This window comes from Pseudomonas sp. BNK-7 (assembly GCF_048072025.1).
Taxonomy (GTDB): domain Bacteria; phylum Pseudomonadota; class Gammaproteobacteria; order Pseudomonadales; family Pseudomonadaceae; genus Aquipseudomonas; species Aquipseudomonas danubii.
Genome location: NZ_CP182252.1, coordinates 5,042,790 through 5,059,255 on the forward strand (window position 1 = coordinate 5,042,790; position 16,466 = coordinate 5,059,255).

The 16,466-nt window shown below is 59.7% G+C and carries 24 protein-coding genes; 7 read left to right on the forward strand and 17 right to left on the reverse strand.

Annotated features, from left to right (window positions below):
- Positions 1-51 precede the first annotated feature (51 nt).
- Entirely contained in the window at positions 52-387 is a 336-nt protein-coding gene (locus ACMGF8_RS22870) for a hypothetical protein (RefSeq protein ID WP_102881008.1), read from the forward strand.
- A 275-nt stretch (positions 388-662) separates the two neighbouring features.
- Here ACMGF8_RS22870 and ACMGF8_RS22875 read toward each other — a convergent pair whose 3' ends face one another.
- From ACMGF8_RS22875 to ACMGF8_RS22955, 17 genes are all read right to left on the reverse strand, one after another.
- Entirely contained in the window at positions 663-1,184 is a 522-nt protein-coding gene (locus tag ACMGF8_RS22875) for a hypothetical protein (protein WP_207166031.1), read from the reverse strand.
- Entirely contained in the window at positions 1,177-1,539 is a 363-nt protein-coding gene (locus ACMGF8_RS22880; protein ID WP_416757202.1) for a head-tail adaptor protein, read from the reverse strand. Before ACMGF8_RS22880 ends, ACMGF8_RS22875 begins: the two co-directional genes overlap by 8 nt.
- A gap of 1 nt (position 1,540) precedes the next feature.
- A complete protein-coding gene (locus ACMGF8_RS22885; RefSeq protein ID WP_416757203.1) occupies positions 1,541-2,128 on the reverse strand; it encodes a hypothetical protein in 588 nt (195 codons plus the stop codon).
- 2 nt (positions 2,129-2,130) lie between these two features.
- Positions 2,131-2,478 (reverse strand): hypothetical protein, encoded by a 348-nt coding sequence (locus ACMGF8_RS22890; protein WP_416757205.1) that lies wholly within the window; start codon positions 2,476-2,478, stop codon positions 2,131-2,133.
- Between the two features lie 54 nt (positions 2,479-2,532).
- Positions 2,533-3,852 (reverse strand): phage major capsid protein, encoded by a 1,320-nt coding sequence (locus tag ACMGF8_RS22895; protein ID WP_077934312.1) that lies wholly within the window; start codon positions 3,850-3,852, stop codon positions 2,533-2,535.
- Between the two features lie 81 nt (positions 3,853-3,933).
- Complete coding sequence (locus ACMGF8_RS22900) at positions 3,934-4,917, reverse strand: S49 family peptidase (RefSeq protein WP_416757208.1); 984 nt, start codon at positions 4,915-4,917, stop codon at positions 3,934-3,936.
- Positions 4,914-6,185, reverse strand: a complete 1,272-nt coding sequence (locus ACMGF8_RS22905) for a phage portal protein (RefSeq protein ID WP_077934314.1) — start codon at positions 6,183-6,185, stop codon at positions 4,914-4,916. The genes ACMGF8_RS22900 and ACMGF8_RS22905 overlap by 4 nt, the downstream gene beginning before the upstream one ends.
- A gap of 2 nt (positions 6,186-6,187) precedes the next feature.
- Positions 6,188-6,376 carry a hypothetical protein gene (locus ACMGF8_RS22910; RefSeq protein WP_102879060.1) on the reverse strand — a complete coding sequence of 63 codons (189 nt, stop codon included), beginning with the start codon at positions 6,374-6,376 and terminating at the stop codon, positions 6,188-6,190.
- Positions 6,373-8,208, reverse strand: a complete 1,836-nt coding sequence (locus ACMGF8_RS22915; protein ID WP_416757210.1) for a terminase large subunit — start codon at positions 8,206-8,208, stop codon at positions 6,373-6,375. The genes ACMGF8_RS22910 and ACMGF8_RS22915 overlap by 4 nt, the downstream gene beginning before the upstream one ends.
- Complete coding sequence (locus ACMGF8_RS22920; protein WP_416757212.1) at positions 8,171-8,701, reverse strand: P27 family phage terminase small subunit; 531 nt, start codon at positions 8,699-8,701, stop codon at positions 8,171-8,173. Before ACMGF8_RS22920 ends, ACMGF8_RS22915 begins: the two co-directional genes overlap by 38 nt.
- 174 nt (positions 8,702-8,875) lie before the next feature.
- Positions 8,876-9,193: an HNH endonuclease gene (locus ACMGF8_RS22925; protein WP_416757214.1), complete on the reverse strand. Its 318-nt coding sequence runs from the start codon at positions 9,191-9,193 to the stop codon at positions 8,876-8,878.
- A gap of 60 nt (positions 9,194-9,253) precedes the next feature.
- The gene (locus tag ACMGF8_RS22930) at positions 9,254-9,595 is read right to left on the reverse strand and encodes a phage holin family protein (RefSeq protein WP_123430619.1); all 342 of its coding nucleotides are present in this window, start codon (positions 9,593-9,595) and stop codon (positions 9,254-9,256) included.
- Between the two features lie 520 nt (positions 9,596-10,115).
- Entirely contained in the window at positions 10,116-10,481 is a 366-nt protein-coding gene (locus tag ACMGF8_RS22935; RefSeq protein ID WP_258717734.1) for a hypothetical protein, read from the reverse strand.
- Positions 10,474-12,693, reverse strand: coding sequence for a VapE domain-containing protein (locus tag ACMGF8_RS22940; protein WP_416757217.1), 2,220 nt, complete (start codon positions 12,691-12,693; stop codon positions 10,474-10,476). Before ACMGF8_RS22940 ends, ACMGF8_RS22935 begins: the two co-directional genes overlap by 8 nt.
- Positions 12,686-12,910, reverse strand: a complete 225-nt coding sequence (locus tag ACMGF8_RS22945) for a TraR/DksA family transcriptional regulator (RefSeq protein ID WP_060839754.1) — start codon at positions 12,908-12,910, stop codon at positions 12,686-12,688. Before ACMGF8_RS22945 ends, ACMGF8_RS22940 begins: the two co-directional genes overlap by 8 nt.
- Entirely contained in the window at positions 12,903-13,421 is a 519-nt protein-coding gene (locus tag ACMGF8_RS22950) for a phage regulatory CII family protein (protein WP_263001015.1), read from the reverse strand. Before ACMGF8_RS22950 ends, ACMGF8_RS22945 begins: the two co-directional genes overlap by 8 nt.
- A gap of 326 nt (positions 13,422-13,747) precedes the next feature.
- Complete coding sequence (locus ACMGF8_RS22955) at positions 13,748-13,972, reverse strand: helix-turn-helix transcriptional regulator (RefSeq protein ID WP_080774206.1); 225 nt, start codon at positions 13,970-13,972, stop codon at positions 13,748-13,750.
- 101 nt (positions 13,973-14,073) lie between these two features.
- Between ACMGF8_RS22955 and ACMGF8_RS22960 the strand changes: the two genes are divergently transcribed.
- The 6 genes from ACMGF8_RS22960 to ACMGF8_RS22985 all read left to right on the forward strand — a co-directional run bounded on the left by ACMGF8_RS22960 (position 14,074) and on the right by ACMGF8_RS22985 (position 16,440).
- Positions 14,074-14,823 carry an XRE family transcriptional regulator gene (locus tag ACMGF8_RS22960; RefSeq protein WP_041118665.1) on the forward strand — a complete coding sequence of 250 codons (750 nt, stop codon included), beginning with the start codon at positions 14,074-14,076 and terminating at the stop codon, positions 14,821-14,823.
- Positions 14,824-14,900: 77 nt separating this feature from the next.
- On the forward strand, positions 14,901-15,080 hold the full coding sequence (locus ACMGF8_RS22965) for a hypothetical protein (RefSeq protein ID WP_258717740.1): 180 nt from the start codon (positions 14,901-14,903) through the stop codon (positions 15,078-15,080).
- Positions 15,077-15,661, forward strand: coding sequence for a hypothetical protein (locus ACMGF8_RS22970; protein WP_416757221.1), 585 nt, complete (start codon positions 15,077-15,079; stop codon positions 15,659-15,661). The genes ACMGF8_RS22965 and ACMGF8_RS22970 overlap by 4 nt, the downstream gene beginning before the upstream one ends.
- A gap of 9 nt (positions 15,662-15,670) precedes the next feature.
- Positions 15,671-15,955 (forward strand): phage antirepressor KilAC domain-containing protein, encoded by a 285-nt coding sequence (locus ACMGF8_RS22975; RefSeq protein ID WP_102863746.1) that lies wholly within the window; start codon positions 15,671-15,673, stop codon positions 15,953-15,955.
- Positions 15,942-16,121, forward strand: a complete 180-nt coding sequence (locus ACMGF8_RS22980; protein ID WP_016966897.1) for a hypothetical protein — start codon at positions 15,942-15,944, stop codon at positions 16,119-16,121. The genes ACMGF8_RS22975 and ACMGF8_RS22980 overlap by 14 nt, the downstream gene beginning before the upstream one ends.
- Positions 16,114-16,440 carry a pyocin activator PrtN family protein gene (locus ACMGF8_RS22985; RefSeq protein ID WP_041118669.1) on the forward strand — a complete coding sequence of 109 codons (327 nt, stop codon included), beginning with the start codon at positions 16,114-16,116 and terminating at the stop codon, positions 16,438-16,440. Before ACMGF8_RS22980 ends, ACMGF8_RS22985 begins: the two co-directional genes overlap by 8 nt.
- Positions 16,441-16,466: the final 26 nt, after the last annotated feature.

Sequence of the window (16,466 nt, forward strand, 5' to 3'; positions counted from 1 at the left end):
GAGCAGTTATTGGAGCAATGATCGGCAGGAGCGCCGCTAAGGATGAGACCAATGGAGATTGAGCTAGACGGCGCAGCTTTAATCTTTGCCGTTGGATCCATCCTGCTATTAATTATCTACTTCATCATTTCTTGGAAGGTTCGCGCGAAACCAGATCTTCAACATGCAGTAATTATCTGTACAGCATGGGGTAGTTTTGCACCCGCATTATATTTAGGGTTCCAGACTTGCGTTGCGAAGGCTTCCGACCTTGGTGTTCTCTCAAGTCAGCGAGCAACAATTTTGCTCGGCGTCGCGGCTGTTATGTGGGTTTCAGTAACGACTGTTTACGGCGTGTTCGCCAATTTAAATGAAACAGGCCAAAAAGTAGCTGCAGTTTCGAACTAAGGGAACTGCGCCGTATTAGGCGCAGCTCAAAACGATTTACAAATCAATCAGCTACTTCCCCCTTATTGCACATAGCGCACAGCCACCGGTTTTCCCGCCATCGCTATCCTCAGCAGCAGGTCAACTACCAAGCCCTGCAAACCTTCTGACTGAGGATGCTCAAACCACAGAGCCCTGAGCCGAGAAGATGCTAATTCAAACATGATGCACGTCTTAAGGATTACAGTGGTCTGCTACCTGATGTAGCGCATGTTCAGAACAGGCATCACCATCCTTCAACGCAAGGCGTTGGCGAAGGCCGCACTGAGAATGCCCTTCACATCAGAACTTGAGTCCTGCAGCGCATCAGCCATGTAGTTGTCACGAGGCTTGATACGCCACTCACCCGCCGCACGCTCTGCCAGGGCCGCCGCACGAGCACCAGCAGCTCGCCGGTTGGACTTGCCCTTGCCCTTTCCTGGCGCCAGCTTGCCCAGGCGCCTGCCGCGCTTCACCCCGTAGTGCAGGTAGGCTGGGTAAAACTCAGCCATGGCCGCAGTTTTCCGGGGGGCGATCTTCACCAGAAAACCCGAGCGGGACACCTTGAAAGAAATCGACTCCAATGTCGCCCCGGTGCGATTGACCGGGTAGCCTTCCTGGCCCTTTCCTAAGGCGAGGTTCATCTGCGCCCGCTGGGTGACCAACCGGCCAACCTTGCGCATCCCGGCGCGGATCGCCTTCTTATCGAAGGCATCGCGCTGGAATTCGTCGAAGCCTTCGAAGTGCAAGTAGCCATCAACTGAAGCCGAGTTAGACATAGATGTTGCCTCCTGCCTGAGACTCGCCCAGCTCCTCCACCTGCAGCAGCGTAAAGCGATGGCTGCCGTTCATATCGGCACTGCGCTTGACCCGGTAGAGGGTGCTGCCGTGTACCACCTCATGGTCACTGGTGACCCCCTTCAGGAACCGCAGGGTTATCCAGTGGGTGAATTTATTGTCGGTCTGGATGCCATCGACATACACACCCGTCCCTGCCGGAACGATCATCGCCCAGCGCCATTTGCTTTCAGAGAAAACAGAGTCGAGTCCAATATTGTCGGCGGGCAAATCCGACCGGCGACGGACACGCACCCGCCGATTCAGCTCGCCCGCCCCGGGTTCGCGTAAGGCCATCTCAGATCCTCGGCGGAACGGTGATACCCGCCAGCAAGGTCAACAGGTAACGGTCTGGCAACTCGTTGAGGGTTTGCCCAAGTACCAGCAACTCACGATGCCGGTAAGCCCAGGCGGCGGCCAGGAGTAGATAGTGCCGAACAGAGGGGTGGTCCTCGATCTCGATGCCCGCCTGATAGGTGACCATCAATCCCTGAGGACAGCTACCCACCACATCCCGCCACGGCAGGCCCTGCTGAGTGTAAACAAACGACTCCTTACCACCGTTGACCAGGTAGGCCGCAGCAGGATCAAGCAACGCCGCCCCCGCCGTGGCACCAAGGGCAATACTCTGCAACTCGAAAGCCTGGCCCTTGGTGGCAGCAAAAGCACTGCCTGCAGGGACTTTCGGCAGATGTTCACGATACTGCCCCTTGCGGATCGCTGCACCGGTTGCCTCCTCTGCCAGCCCACGGGCCGCAGGGATAACAATCCGTTCGATCAGATCACGCTCGGCGGTGTCATCGTCGTCGGGATCCAGCCGGCACTGAGCGACCACATCGTCATACGTCAGCGGCTCCGGCCCGGTGTAGCTGATCAGCATGGCCATGACTAGGGCTTCTCATCGTCGGCAGACTCATCCTTTTCAGGATCAGCATCGCCAGCGTTGTCAGCCCCGCCTGCCCCCTCACTACCAAACTCTGCACCGGTAGCGGGTGAGTCGGGAGCGCCTTCAAGCTTGTCCTTGGTCTGAGGCTTGGACTTCGCCGGGGCTTTGGCCCGAGTAGAAGACTTGCCACTGGCGGCGGGCGACCGACCCTCCGCGCCGGTATATTCCTCTGCAAAACCGCCCTGAATCAGCCCCTCGGCAGTATCTTCATTGAAGCCGGCAATTTCGCCTGGGGCGTAGCCGCGCCAAGCCTTGATGAACAACACGATGATTAACGCTGCAACGGACATGAGCTGAACCTCTAATCGGGAATTGGGTTGGCCCGGCAAACCGGGCCGATAGGGTTAAAGGGTGCTGCCCCATTTGACCTTGGTCATGACCGCTACCGACTCGACATGACGTGGGCCGAAGTCGTGCTTGGCAATCACCCGCACCAGGGTCTGATCCCGCTGGAAGGCGCTCACCAGGTTGCCGCCGGCATCCTTGTAGGTGGCCTCCTTGCTGAAGTCGATGACCATTGCGTCATCCTCTCCAATGAAGCAGTCGGCGAAGTCAGCAAAATGGATTTCCGACTCATCACCGCCAGCCCCCAGGTTGATCGGCACTTGAGTGGTGGTCGCCACCGGGAAGCCCTTGAGCTTGCCTTCTTCCAGCTCCGGATAGGCTTTTGCGCCCTTACCGTCGTCACCAACACGCAGCGCCGACAGCCAGCGCTTGGTGCGAGGCGCCATCACAAACCCCGGCGCCAGCATGTTGGAGTTGGCGTTTTCCAGCCGCAGGATCAGGGCGGAAAGCGCCAGCTCGACCGCAGCGAGGGTCTGATCAGTGGGTGCATCAAACACGTTGAAAGCAGGCGCCCAGAACCGCAGCCCCTTGGGCAGGTTGCCGGTGCCGGCACCTCGCAAGAAAGAGAGATCCTCGGCCAGGCCCACGGCGCTGGTCAGATCGTTCACCACCAGGCGATCCACATTCGGGTTTACGCCCGAGTAGCTCAACAGATCGTTGCTGATGGGCACCAACGCGGCCAGCTTTTTCGCCGACAGCTTGAGGTCATCGAACTGCATGCCAGTGGCGGGCATGTCCTCTTCACTGCCGATGTAACCGACGATTGCACCGCCCTTGATCCGCGGAATAGTCAGGCTGCCGTTCTGCAGCGGCAGCGAAACCGCACCCATGCTACGCACCACCGACTTCGGCCGTAGCAGTTCGATCACCTCGCTGGAGAAGCCCTGCGGCACCAATACACCGCCAGCCCCCGGAGTCACAGTGCTGAGGGCCATGGCGATTTCAGGGTTCATCCCGGAGTCGTGAGCCATCTTGGCCGCGGCGTGCTGATCGCCCCGAGTGGCGGCCAGTACCCGCACCATTTGCGCCATGTTGGCCCCCGGGACTGGCTTGGCTGCATAGGGGCCAGCGACACGGGGCGGCCCGTTGATGCCCTGAGCACCCTCCTCGACCGGTGTCGCACTGGCCGCGGCAGCACGTTCGGCCGACTCGGCGCGAGCGATCTTGTCGCCCAGGGCATTGAATTCAGCCCCGAGCTGAGTGAACTGAGCGAGCTGCTCGACAGACAGCGAACCACCGTCGGCTTCGATCTTGGCCAGCGCCTGGATCTCGCCGTTGAGCCGGGCGCGTTCGCTACGCAGTTGTGTGACTAAAGACATGCTGTTGCCTCCTGGGCAATAAAAAACCGCCGATTGGCGGTTGGGTATCACTGCCGCGAACGCGGTCAGAGTGAGTGAAACTCAAGCCTGGGCTTGGATTGCAAAGGCCGCGGCCTGTACGGCGATGCGTTGCCGCGCTTGGGCGACGGGCGAGCGCTGGGCACGGCTGAGCGCAACCGCACGGGCGATGCCATCCACCGCCATCTGCGGCGACTCCAGCCTGTCCGCAAGCCCGATCTCGACAGCGGCCTGCCCCCAATAGCAGGCGGCCTCCGTGGCAATAACCTGGGCCACGTCGAGGTTGCGATACTGGGCAACCGCCCCCGTAAACAGCTGATAGTTTTCCTGCACCACGGCATTGAGAAACGCCAACGACTGCTCGCTCAGCGGCTCGTTGGGGTTCAGATCGTTCTTGTGGGCGCCGGCGTAGACCGTGGTGACTTTCACCCCAGCCCCTTCAAGCATTCGGGAGCGGTCCATGTGGCTGGCAATCACGCCAATCGAACCCACTCCCGAGGTCTGGCTTACCACCACTTCGGTGCAAGCCGCAGCAATGAAATAGGCCGCCGAGTACGCCGAGAAGTTGACCAGGCCCGTGATGGGTTTGATCAGGCTCGCGGCGCGGATATCAGCGGCCAACTCGAAACAGCCCACCGCACTACCGCCAGGGCTGTCGATGTCCAGCACGATGCGCTCGACCATAGGATCGGCAACGGCCTGCTTGAGCGAAGCGCGCAGCCCCTCATAGCTGGTCATGGTTTCGCACACGTTCAGGTGATTGGCGCGACTGACCAGAAAGCCATGAACCGGAATCACCTCAACGCCTGTCTGAGCAACGGCGGAGCGCCGCTGCTCTTCAAGCCGCTCGGCAGGACTCGGGCCGTCGTCGTCATCGTAGAAACCCAGCTTTGGACCCGGATCTGCTCCAGCACCGGACAAGTTGAGGTTGACGATATTCAGGCTCATGGTTTGGTTGGCCCAGCGGACAGCCAGATCGAGCATGTCCGGGGTAATCAACAGCGGCTGATTGAACAGCAGACTGGCGGCGCGCAGGTGTTGTTTCATGCGGCAAGCATCCTCACTATGTCGTCGCGCTGCTGTTCAAGCTGGGCACGGACGTCGGGGTTGTGCAGATTCGGCAGCCCGTGGGCCACGTCGGTCATATTGAGCGGTTGCAGGTAGCTGTCACCGTTGGCCACTGGTGGCATGTTTTCCAGGCGGCGGATGTCGTTGATCGACAGCCAGCCCCACTGGCGCCCCACGGCGTAGGAGTCGTAGCGACTTTTCTGGTCACCGCGCAGCAGGCCGGACAGGTTGTGTTCAATGAAGTATTCACGGCGCTCGGCCGGCAGCAGGAAGTCGCGCATCATTGCTTCCTCATGCCGTTTGACCCAGGGCAGCAAGGCGAAGATCACATACTGGATCAGCAACTGCTCCAGGCTGTTGTAGCTGGCCTTCTCCAGGTCGTTGATCATGTGCGGGGGGATCTTGTAGATCCGCGCCAAGTCGGTGCCCGTCACCTTGAGAATGCCCAGCAGCTCGGCATCGACGTTGTTCATGGACACCGGTTTGAAGGTCATCCCCTCCTGAAGCATCGCGACCTTTTTGGCGTTGTCGATGCCAGAGAACTTGCTCCCCCACTGATCAAGAATGTGATCAATCGCGGCCTGACTCTTGATCGCTACAGCCTCCTTTGGCCGCTCGATCACGCCGCTGACAGCCGTGCCGTTTTGGAAGGATTTGCCGGCGTACTGCCGTACTGCCTGGGCCAGCCCCACAGCATCGGCATGTAGCTCAATCGGCGACATGCCCGTGTAGTGGTTCTTGGTGTGCCAGCGAACATGGTGAATCAGCCGCATAGGCACCGGATCCTGCGCCCCGATCCGGTAATACGGCATCAGGTCAGCCCCTTTCAGCACGCTGACCTTATCGTTGTGCAAGGGGTAGAGTCCCTTCACCGATCCGTCGTCGTGCCGGTCAATGAAGCTATAGGCATTGCCCCGCAAACCCACCGCAAGCTGGCTGCACTCCCGGTACTCATAAGGCGTCTGCCAGGGGTTGGGCTGGTAGCGCAGCACGTCATACAGCGGATGATTCAAGGCGGCTTCACGCTTGCCCTCCCCCATGCGCCGGTACATCTCCAGCGGCAGCTGCGCCACACTCTCGGCCAACAGCGTGACGCAGTTCTGCAGAACGGTAATCGCCAGCGCGCTCTCCGCGGTGACCTTCACCCCCGCCGCAGACCGGACAGAGCCAATGAGGCTGCTCCACAATCCGGCACCGTCATTGACAGTAAGCCCGTCACGGGGCCCCAGCAGATTGCTGAAGAACATGATCAGCCACCTCCGGGGGATTGTTTGTTGTGCAAGGCCGCGGCGGCCTTATCGGCAATGTAGGCCCAGACCAGCAGGCAGAGCCCGGCCGCGATGAACGCCGCCGGAATGTGGATCAACGCGATACCGGCAATGAACAGGCCGAAGCCCAACGCGCCAGCGAGCCAAGCGGCCCATGCGATAAGAGTCAAATGCTTACCCCTTCGTCGTAGATGGATTTACCCGAGGAAGCCACAGGGACCGACCCACTGATGCCCGTCGCCATGATGCTGGCGACAATGCCGTCAATGCGCCCGATGGCCTTGGACTTGTCCGCCTTGCGGTTGTTGGCCGGGTCGGCGGTGATGACCGCGTTGCTCGCGCACCAGGTCATGACCGGGTTGTCGTCGTGCCGGAGTGGCTCAACCAGATCGGCCACCGTGGCATCGCTGATCAACTCGGCGTCTTCGGCGTCCGGATCAAGCACAGGTGGCGCACGCTCGATGTTGCCCAGCAGACGCCGCTCGAACTCGTCCACCGCGGGGCCCATGTCCTTGTAGCCCTGACCAAAGGGCGCGATCTCCGGCAAGCAAATGTCATGTTCATCCATAAGTTGCTGGAGATCCTCGATACGCCAGCGGTCATAGGCGATCTTGCGCACGTCGAAGTAGCCGCAGATGGTCTGCAACCGCCGCAGCACAAACAGCTTGCTGATGGCCTTGCCCGGCGTGGTTTCCAGCTCCTTGGCCTTGATCCAGGCCAGGTACGGCACCTTGTCGCGCTTCTCGCGATCAGCCAGCTGGAAATCTGGTATCCAGAAATACGGCAGCAACCGCCAGTGCGGATCCTCGTATGTGGGGAAGAACAGCAGCACAAAAGCCGTCAGGTCCGTGGTACTGGACAGGTCAAGTCCGCCCACACAAGGGCGGTTACGCAACACCGACATCCGCACCCGCTGCGCGGCCTGACTCCAGACGTCCCACGAGATCCACGGCGCAGAGGCTTGGGTCCACTCGCAGAAATTGAGCCGCCGGACCACCGCCTCTTTTGATGGCATACCGCGGGCTTCGGCGACCTGTTCACGCAAGTACTTGCGACCCGGGATCCCATCGACCTGGCCGTCGAGGGCAAACTCCAAGCTTGGGTTGACCTTGGGCCAACAGCTTTCGTCCTTGAACGGATCGTCGCCCTTGTCCAGGCTGCAGATGAAGGCGAAGACACTGTCGTTGTCTTCCTTGCCTGCACAGATCCGCGAGCCCAGTTCGTGGTGCTCCCAGCAAACGCTGGTCTTGTCCGAGCCGCTGTTGGTGATCATCACGATCAACGCCTGTTTCCGGTGCTTGGTACCAGCGCGCAGCATGTTGATGACCGTCGCGGTCTTGTGCTCATGCACCTCATCCAGCAACCCGATGTGCGGACGCGGGCCGGACTGGCCATCGTCGGCACTGATCGGCTTGAAGAACGAACCCGCGTTCGGGTAGTACAAGTTCCAGACCTTGTCCCCGGTACCCGAACGATGCAGCCGAGCGTTGAGGTGCGGCGACATGTCGACCATCGACACCGCATCACGGAACAGGACCATGGCCTGATCCTTTTTCGTGGCTGCAGCGTAGATCTCAGCCCGAGCCTCGCCGTCCGCAACCAAGCCATACAGGCCGATGCCCGCCGCCAGGGGCGACTTGCCACTGCCTTTGGCCGTCTCGATGTAGGCAATCCGAAAGCGCCGGTAACCGTCCTGAGTCTTCCAACCAAACAGACTGCCAACGATGAAGGCTTGCCACGGGGCCAGGATGAAGGGAAGTCCTTCATACTCGCCGCCGTTGAGGCAGAGGACATCCTCAAAAAAGCCGATGGCCCGATTGGCTGACTCCAAGTCGAAGACCAGGCCACGCTTGTGCCCGCTACGCAGGTCGCGCATGTGCCGACGACAGGCATTGCGAACATCGGGGCCAGCAACGATTTGCTTGGCAATGACCGCCCGAGCGAACTCGGTGGCACGGTCCAGATCAGCTGAAGTACTTGCTGGCGGCGTCTTTTGGCTCATTAGGGAACAGCTCACCTTGTGGCGCCGTGACTTTCAGATTGCGACGCGCCATAGGCGAGAATCCGAATTGCGCCCCGGCGGCGTTGGCACGTTTCTCGGCGTCGTTCGCCAACTGGCGCCAGATGGATATCTGCTTGGCTCCAGTGGCGAAAGTTTGGATGTCGCCTTGTTCCAGGCCGGCGTGCTGGGCATTGACCTCTGCAATCCGGCGACGGAAGCTCTGCCAATCGGCGACGGCTTCGCAGTAACTGGCGAGCGCCATCATGTCGAGCTTGGTCACCAGTCCGAGAACCAGCAGGTCTGGAATCAGGCGTTCCCACTCAGCGACCGCACCATCGGAAAGGCAGTCGGGCATCGGCGGGGCCTGAACCGGAATCGCCGAGGATGTCAGGTCATCCATCAAGGCGCCGAAGTTCTTCTTGCTCTTGTTGCCATCCAATAAATGCAGCACTGTCGGCTTGGCCGTCCGACCTGAGTTGCCGTTTCCAGCCATGTGAACCTCCTTGAAAATCGGGCCTTAACCCCCTGACCTTTTCATACCCCCCCTTGCCATTTTTCCCGGCGTTGCACAGAGAGAGGGGCGAACGGTCTAGAACGTTTTCGGGAAAGGATTTTTTGCCCCCCCTCCCCGAAAAATGGTCATTTTTTGCACAATTTTGGTGCGCGCTCACCGATTCCAGTGATGGCCCGGATCCAGGGGCTTTCCGCCCTGATCGCAGCCAACCTCGCGCCCGGATTTCTCCAGCCGCTGCTTGTACGAGTTGTGGCAAGGGATGCAGAGCGACTGCCAGTTGTTGCGATCCCAGAACAGGGTCATGTCGCCGCGATGAGGAACGATGTGGTCAACCACACCGGCCGCCTCGACGATGCCGCGCCGCTCGCAATTGCGACACAGCGGATGCTTGCGCAGAAAACCTTCACGCGCTTGTTGCCACCGGTAGTTGTAGGGGCTGATGACCTTCGCTGGCATTGCTGGTGCGGGCATCAGTTCATCCTCCTTTACCAACTCAAGCCGGAAAGCCCTGGTTATGGACCCCTGCGATGCTCAGACCGCTCCATCGCCGGAGGGCGGTTGCGAAACTCCAATCCGCCTGGCCGCCCACCGCTCGTACAAGCCAATGGCGACATCCGCCCCAGCCATCGCCGTCAGGCAACCGAAGGCGCCCGCCGTCCAGATCGAAACCCCTGCACCAATCAGCAACATCATCGCCGCCATCCCGCAGGCGATGCAGGCACCGGAACGCAGCGCGAGACGCCGAACCAATGCCCAACCTCGCGCCCCTTCCTTGTCTGCCCGCCACATCTCGCCGGACACGCCGCCCACTAGGGCCAGGACGATCACTAACCAGATCGGCATCTCTGCCAGTGCTTGTTGCTCGTTCGTCATCGCCTGCCCCTTAAACGCAAAAACCCGGCGCAAGGGCCGGGTTTGGTGTGTGGGTGCCTGCCGCTCTCTGCGGTCGCACCTATCGAAGATGGCTACTTTTTACAGGTGGATTTTACTGGCAGCAACCCTGTTTTAACGCCACCCGGTGAATGTCTAGTGAACGCCTAGGCAATGTCGGCGAATATCTTTATTTCGGCTATCAGCGCCTTGGGCGCTGTCCTGCCTGTCCCACTGATAGTGAGTCAGGCAGGACAGCTACAGGCCCCGAAATACAAGGCTCTGACCTACTGTCCTACCTCTGTTTTTCCTTTCTCGCCTGTAAGAAGAAATTGAAAGGCACGCGTGCGCGCCCACGGCGCGTAGTGTGTGCCCGCTGCGCTCATGTGTGCGCATGACGCGCTGAGCGGTTGGACAGTAGGACAGCCCACGAATGACAAGGCCCGCGCTTGTCCTGCTGCGTTAAAACGCGGTCGGACAAGGCGAGCCAGTAGGACAGCAGCAGACGCAGCCAGGGTAAGGCTCAAGCAGCCCTCCCCATGAGCAATCCGTCGATGTACACGTGAGCCTCATGCAAACGCAGGTAGTACGTCCTGGCACTACAGCCGCAGTGCAGCATCTTCTGCGAAAGCAGGCTGTCGTGATTGCAGTAATGCTCCATCACCACCAGTGCCAGCTCGGGCGGCAGGTGCTTGTTGACGATCAGCTCGATATCGGCTGATTCATCCAGCAGCACCCGACTGCCACGGGTTCCCCGTATCAGCTCGCCTTTGCACTCCATCAGCATGGCGATCATGTTGCCGCCGCCTGCGGTGCCGATGGCCTGGGTCGTGGGCATGTGCAGATCCTGAGCCCAGAGTTTGAGCATCTCGTCGATTCGCTTAATCAAAGCAAGGCTCCTCCTCCATCGGCGCCACCTGCAATGCAGAGCCGCGCCCCCAGCTGGTCGGCTTCTGATAGGCCCACGGGCGCACGCCGCTCTTCGTCAACGCTGGCATACGCTTCTTGCGCCACCCCAGCCGGTGCATGATTGAGCCGACACGCATCTGCGCTGGCTTGTCCCAATGGCTAGGGTCGATTTTCAGAACCTCGGCCAGGATCTGACTGCCGGTGGTGGTCTCCCCCAAGTGCGACTCTTCCAGCCACTTCAGAATTGGCACCTCCCATTCATCCACCACAAAGCGCTCTTCCTGCGCCTCGGCGAACAACGGCGCTTCGTCACGGATCACCCACCAGATATCACCCGCCTGATAGCAGAACATCGCCTCGGCCCAGAGCTGGTCGCGGATCTGCCGCAGTTGCTCTAGGTCGACCTTGGTGCAGGCCACAGGCCAATAACGCCGGTTGCCGGTGGCGTCCTTGAGGTATTCATCCTGGTTGGTGGTGCCCACGAAAACACACTGGCGTGGCACGTCCATCGTTCTGCGGCCGTAGCTCTCGCGGTAGGTGTCCACCGAGGCCGAGAAGAACTGTTTGGCCTTGGTCGACTCGGCCTTGTTGAAGCTGTCCAACTCGCCCAATTCGATAATCCACTTGCCCCGAATCGCCTGGAACGCATCCTTGTCACCCAGGGTAAACGGCGTGTCCATAAACCACGAACCACCGAGAATGCTCATGGCCGTTGACTTACCGGCGCCCTGTGCACCTTCCAGAATCATCACCGAGTCCGCCTTGCACCCCGGCGCCATCACCCGGCCCACCGCCGAAACCATCCAGCGCTTGCCGACCTTTGAGCTGTAGTCGGTCGGCTCCACGCCCATGATCTCGGTGAGCCAGGAGTCGAGCCGGGGCACGCGGTCCCACTCCAGGCCGCGCAGGTAATTGCGCACCGGATGAAACGCCCGATAGTGCGCCACCACGCTCACCGCCTCGATCACGTTCCCGACCTTGACCCGCAGGTTGTACTGCTGCGCGAGCCACTTCATCACCAGCATGTCGTCGATGTCGGCCCAGTCGCCGGTGTCGCCGCCATAGGGCGGTACCCGCAGCTTGACGATCTTGGCGCTGAACGAACAGAAGCCAATCACCCCGGCCCAGCGCTCATCATTGCTCAGGATCAGTTCAACGTTCTGCATGTGCGCGATCAGCATGCCGCTGTCGCTGCGAGCCAACAGATCCCGCCAGCCACCCGCAGCGGGTGGCCTGACCACCGCCAGCACCTGACGACGCACTGCCTCCAAACCTTCGGCGCAATGCAGGTCGTTGAAGTCGGTCCACTTGATCTCTCGCTCGCCGGAAAAGATCGGCGCCACCACCTGGCCGCCGACCACCGCCGCTGCGTTCTCCGCTCGTTCCTTGCCGGGATTCCAGGGTTCTCCGTTAGGACGTGTTGTCTTCCAGTCATCATCCCGACAGACAATGATCGGACGACCCGGAAAGCGCTCCCGCATCGCTTTGGACACCTGCATGAGGTTGCCGGCATCAAAGGCAATGGCCACAGTCAGCGAAGTCGCCATATGCAGGCTGACGCCGGTCGCGTACCCCTCACAAACCAGAATCGGCTCACCCGGCTCCGGGTGTGGACCGACCAAATGAAAGGCCCCATCCTTCGACATCCCGTAAGGCCAATAGGACTTGTCGCGGCCAGTGTTCTGCTGCTTCTCAGGATAGATAACCTGCAGGCCCACAATCTGGTCGCGCACGTTGCTCATGGGCACCAGAAAAGCCCCCGAGCGCGGTGCATAGCGCACACCGAAACCAACGATCTGCTTTCGGTCTAGGTAAGCGCTTTTGCCCTTCTCCGGCATCCGCTTGAACAACCCGGCGGCACGCTTTGCCGCACGACGCGCTGCATTGGCGGCGACTTCCGCCGCCCGGCGTTTCGCCTCTTCCTGCCGGGCGCGCATCACCTCACGCTCCTCGGCACTCATCCGCCCGGGTTTGACCTTGATCTTCTGCGTCACACCCGAACGCCAATCGCCAAAGCTGCCGAAGATCAGTGTTTCGCCCTTCTCGGTGTAGTGCTCATGCACCACGTACCAGCCGTTTTTCTCCTTGCCCTTATCCTGCGCCGTTTTGCAGCGGGTGAGCTTGCCGAACACCAACGGCTGCGCGGGCTCCAGGCCGTAATCGGCGAACTGCCCCAAGACCTCATCAAGCATGGCGGGCCCTCCGCACATCATCGATCTCCTGACAGGTCACACACATGGTGCAACCCGGCTGCGCCAAGCGGCGCGCTTCGGGAATAGGACCGTCACAGTCTTCGCAGATGAGGAAGGAATGCGCCGCCAACTCAGGTCTCAGCAACTGACGCGCCGCAAGCGCTTGATCGAGGCGTTCTTGCACCAGATCGTTGGCAAAATCCGCAATGTCAGCCATGGTCCGCCCCCCGAGTGGTCTGGTTGACGTAGCAGGCACGGTTGAACATGCCTAGCAGCCCCTGTATGCCGCGAAATACCTGCAGACGAATTTCGGCCAGCTCGGCATCACTTACCACGCCATCGCCGATGCTCTTGGCCCAGGTGTCGGCCAGGTCGGCGACCTGACGGAAGTACACCGCGATGCCCGTGGTCAGCGTCTCCGGCATGTCGTTGGTGTAAGCCTCGGCCAACTCCTGCCAGATCGTGTCCCCTACCAAGGCATGCACCGCGTCGAGAATGCGCCGGTCCTTGGTCAGCTCCAGGATTTCGCCAAATTCTTGAATGTTGATGCTGTGGCTAGGGTGGGTGGGAGACAGCTTGTGCTGTAGCGTGGTCGGGTTGCGGCCGGTGGTGGCGGCGATGGCTGCGGCGCCACCAGGATAGTCCCGGGCGGCATGGTAAAGCGCGAGATCGAGCGGCAAGACTTCCCGCTTGGCCCGCTCAACAGAGTTCAAAGCGATACGGCTCATGGCATTAATCCTTAAAAGTTGCCAGTGCCGCGCAGCATGCAGTGGTGATACATTTGCCGCGTGGCTTGAAAGGGCCCAAACGCCGGCGAGATCTTCGGGATCGACACCGGCACCGTGCCGAGGCGAACAATCCGTTGTTCACCTCTGGCGCAACAGCTGCCCTATCTGTGGTGGAGAAGGCAGCAACCCAAGGCTTCCGAGCCTTGAAAGCGCGGTTGAAGTAGACGTTTTTGCATGTGGTGTGCACGCCTACCTAAACCGCGACCTGGCGACACTGTGGTGGTGTGTGCCGGGAGGAACTGGGCGATCTTCGGATCGCCTTTTTTCTAAGCTGCTTGAGTTCCACCTAAATCAGGCGGAAAAACGTCATCAAGCGAACATGCAGCGCCAAGCTTGTTTAGCGCACGAACAATTGCTCGACATTCCGATAGCCCAGCATTGCGCCGCCCGGCCTCGTAATTGCTAACACGCGTCTGCGTCCAACCAAGCTCAACCACCAAATCTCTTTGCCTAATACCTGCTTTCTCTCGGTGCTCAGCAATACGGTTCATAAGGGGTCTCCGATAACACGCGGCAATCTTAAGCACGAAACGTGAACTTTTCAACACGCAAAGTGTGAAAAATAAATTTCATATCGTGGTAAAAAAAGCACATGAACACACTAGGCAATCGCATCAAGCAATTAAGAAAGGCTACCGGCATGAGCCAACAGGCTCTTGCTCATGCCTGTGGGTGGGAGTCCCAATCTCGTATTGGCAATTATGAGAAAGGAACACGCCAACCTAATCTGCAAGATTTAGAAATACTGGCTACTGCCCTCGGGGTGTCATTACCCGACCTAGTGGCGGGCCGCGATCGATCCGAAATTGAATCGCTACCCGAGCACATCCAAGGCCGTGTTCGCTCTGAGGATCGAGCTGTCAGGGAGTTCGGCCGCTCTAGCGACAAAGGGCAGCCTGTAAGCAGCAATATAGGATGGGCAAAAGACGGGACAGTCCCCGTTACAGGCAATGCCCAGTTGGGTAATGAGGGCTATTTCGAAGAGCTCGCCTTGCCACCTGGGCATGATGATGGATATCTGAATATCCACAGCGATGATCCCGATGCTTATGGGCTCAAAGTGACAGGCGACAGCATGTTGCCCCGAATAAAAAACGGGGAATTTGTCCTAATTGAGCCCAACAAAAGCTTTTACAGCGGTGATGAGGTGATGGTCCGAACCGCATCAGGTAAAACAATGATCAAAGAGTTCATCTACCTGCGTGATGGGATGTACAGGCTAGACAGCATTAATGGTCTGCACGCCCCCATTCACGTGCCAGAAGAAGACGTTTTAGACATTCACCTTGTGGGGGGAATTTTGAAGTCATCACGCTTTCTCCATAACTCGGCCGATATTTAATCACACAACGTATTGACACGGACAAACACACTGCGTGATATTTGCCTCACTCTTCCACCACAGAGCGAGGCAATACCATGCACACCACCGCGACACTGCACGTCCATCCGGCATGTGCCAGAAACCCAAAACTGATCGAGCAGCTGCAATCCAATACCGGCTGCCTGGTTGTCCTTCACGACAGAAAACTTAAGCTCGTGGCAAAAAAACGCGGGCCCTCCCCCTTCGATCCGAACGGCGGAGGCGACGCGGCATGAACAAATTCAGAGTCGACAACCGCACGCTGCAACTGCTCAAGGCCCAGGTCAACCTGAGCGAAACCTTCCACCACACCCTGCGCGATTCACCACAGCGCACGGCGCTGAAGCTTCGGCTGAAGGTTGATCGCACCCAGGCAGACGTCACTTTTGTGGTCGAGGTCGGCAGCGAACGCCACACGCTGACCCTGGCCAACGACAAGAAAGCCCACTTGAAGCTGGCTGACTTCATCGAAGAAATCGCCAACGGCCCAATCGATCCTAACGCCGAGCTGGCTCCACCACGACACGCCGAGCGCGTGTTCGGAGCCTTCAGCGCCCAACAGCGCGAGCAGGTGTTTGGTGTGGTGTGCCTGGGTGGCTTCCTCGATCTGGATCTCGGATTTGAACTGCCGATTCGTCTGGCCGTGCACCGCACCCGAACGCGCAAGGGCGTCACCGTTATCCTGAGCATCGGCATCAAAAGCCCACGGACCAAGTGCTTCACCGTCTCGGGTAGCGACGTGCAGATGTACCAGGACGTCTGTGAATCCATCCTGCACTTGGCAGCGCTGGCGACTCCCGCCGCGCACGCTGCTTAGGAGGCGGTCATGGAACGCAACCTTGAAAAGACCGCCAAGTACTTCGGCCTCACTCGTCCTGCCCTGATCAAGCTGATGCGCGAGAAGCACCTGCTCACCGAACACAACCTGCCGGCCTTCCCGGTGCGGGATAGGGAGTACCTGCGCATCAAGGACGGCAATTGGTACCACGACAGACTTGGCATGCAGTACAGCCAGTCAACACGGGTACGGCAGGCCGGCATCCCATGGCTTGCCGAACAACTGGGCCTCGCCCTGCCCGCTATCCCGGCAGATCGCCGTGACGTGGCCTAGGGAGTACGCCCGCCAGATCATCGCCTTACGGACCAAAGAGGAGCGCAACGCTGCGCTCCTTGAGGTACCCGAGCATCTGCGCGAGCTGACCAAAGCCCACTGCCTGATTACCTGGAACCACCCGAAACGCCGCCAGCGCATGGAGAGCCAGCAAGCCAATGAGTAACGCCAACCAGACCCCGCTGCGCCTGATGCCAGCACCGGAAACCGCCACCGTCGAGCTGCTGTATCGCACCTTCGGCGATGTACTGATCCCGCTGGAAAAGATCCGCGTGCAGTACTTCCGCAACCTCAACGAACAGTCGTTCGCCGCCGAGATCAGCAGCGGCCGCATTCAACTGCCCGTCACCACCCTGGATAGCAGCCGTAAAGCCCCGAAGTACGCACACATCCGCCACGTTGCCGCTCTGATCGACATCCGCGCCTACCGGGCAGATGAAGAACACGCCAAGCAACAGCACGACGCCAACGAGCACGACCAATAACCCAAAGGCTGCCACCACCAGCCAAA

What these genes read in the sequence shown, in the direction of transcription:
- ACMGF8_RS22870 (WP_102881008.1), top strand. Translation starts at nt 52, where the DNA reads ATGGAGATTGAGCTAGACGGCGCAGCTTTAATCTTTGCCGTTGGATCC.
- ACMGF8_RS22875 (WP_207166031.1), bottom strand. Translation starts at nt 1,184, where the DNA reads ATGTCTAACTCGGCTTCAGTTGATGGCTACTTGCACTTCGAAGGCTTC.
- ACMGF8_RS22880 (WP_416757202.1), bottom strand. Translation starts at nt 1,539, where the DNA reads ATGGCCTTACGCGAACCCGGGGCGGGCGAGCTGAATCGGCGGGTGCGT.
- ACMGF8_RS22885 (WP_416757203.1), bottom strand. Translation starts at nt 2,128, where the DNA reads ATGGCCATGCTGATCAGCTACACCGGGCCGGAGCCGCTGACGTATGAC.
- ACMGF8_RS22890 (WP_416757205.1), bottom strand. Translation starts at nt 2,478, where the DNA reads ATGTCCGTTGCAGCGTTAATCATCGTGTTGTTCATCAAGGCTTGGCGC.
- ACMGF8_RS22895 (WP_077934312.1), bottom strand. Translation starts at nt 3,852, where the DNA reads ATGTCTTTAGTCACACAACTGCGTAGCGAACGCGCCCGGCTCAACGGC.
- ACMGF8_RS22900 (WP_416757208.1), bottom strand. Translation starts at nt 4,917, where the DNA reads ATGAAACAACACCTGCGCGCCGCCAGTCTGCTGTTCAATCAGCCGCTG.
- ACMGF8_RS22905 (WP_077934314.1), bottom strand. Translation starts at nt 6,185, where the DNA reads ATGTTCTTCAGCAATCTGCTGGGGCCCCGTGACGGGCTTACTGTCAAT.
- ACMGF8_RS22915 (WP_416757210.1), bottom strand. Translation starts at nt 8,208, where the DNA reads ATGAGCCAAAAGACGCCGCCAGCAAGTACTTCAGCTGATCTGGACCGT.
- ACMGF8_RS22920 (WP_416757212.1), bottom strand. Translation starts at nt 8,701, where the DNA reads ATGGCTGGAAACGGCAACTCAGGTCGGACGGCCAAGCCGACAGTGCTG.
- ACMGF8_RS22925 (WP_416757214.1), bottom strand. Translation starts at nt 9,193, where the DNA reads ATGCCCGCACCAGCAATGCCAGCGAAGGTCATCAGCCCCTACAACTAC.
- ACMGF8_RS22930 (WP_123430619.1), bottom strand. Translation starts at nt 9,595, where the DNA reads ATGACGAACGAGCAACAAGCACTGGCAGAGATGCCGATCTGGTTAGTG.
- ACMGF8_RS22940 (WP_416757217.1), bottom strand. Translation starts at nt 12,693, where the DNA reads ATGCTTGATGAGGTCTTGGGGCAGTTCGCCGATTACGGCCTGGAGCCC.
- ACMGF8_RS22945 (WP_060839754.1), bottom strand. Translation starts at nt 12,910, where the DNA reads ATGGCTGACATTGCGGATTTTGCCAACGATCTGGTGCAAGAACGCCTC.
- ACMGF8_RS22950 (WP_263001015.1), bottom strand. Translation starts at nt 13,421, where the DNA reads ATGAGCCGTATCGCTTTGAACTCTGTTGAGCGGGCCAAGCGGGAAGTC.
- ACMGF8_RS22955 (WP_080774206.1), bottom strand. Translation starts at nt 13,972, where the DNA reads ATGAACCGTATTGCTGAGCACCGAGAGAAAGCAGGTATTAGGCAAAGA.
- ACMGF8_RS22960 (WP_041118665.1), top strand. Translation starts at nt 14,074, where the DNA reads ATGAACACACTAGGCAATCGCATCAAGCAATTAAGAAAGGCTACCGGC.
- ACMGF8_RS22965 (WP_258717740.1), top strand. Translation starts at nt 14,901, where the DNA reads ATGCACACCACCGCGACACTGCACGTCCATCCGGCATGTGCCAGAAAC.
- ACMGF8_RS22970 (WP_416757221.1), top strand. Translation starts at nt 15,077, where the DNA reads ATGAACAAATTCAGAGTCGACAACCGCACGCTGCAACTGCTCAAGGCC.
- ACMGF8_RS22975 (WP_102863746.1), top strand. Translation starts at nt 15,671, where the DNA reads ATGGAACGCAACCTTGAAAAGACCGCCAAGTACTTCGGCCTCACTCGT.
- ACMGF8_RS22985 (WP_041118669.1), top strand. Translation starts at nt 16,114, where the DNA reads ATGAGTAACGCCAACCAGACCCCGCTGCGCCTGATGCCAGCACCGGAA.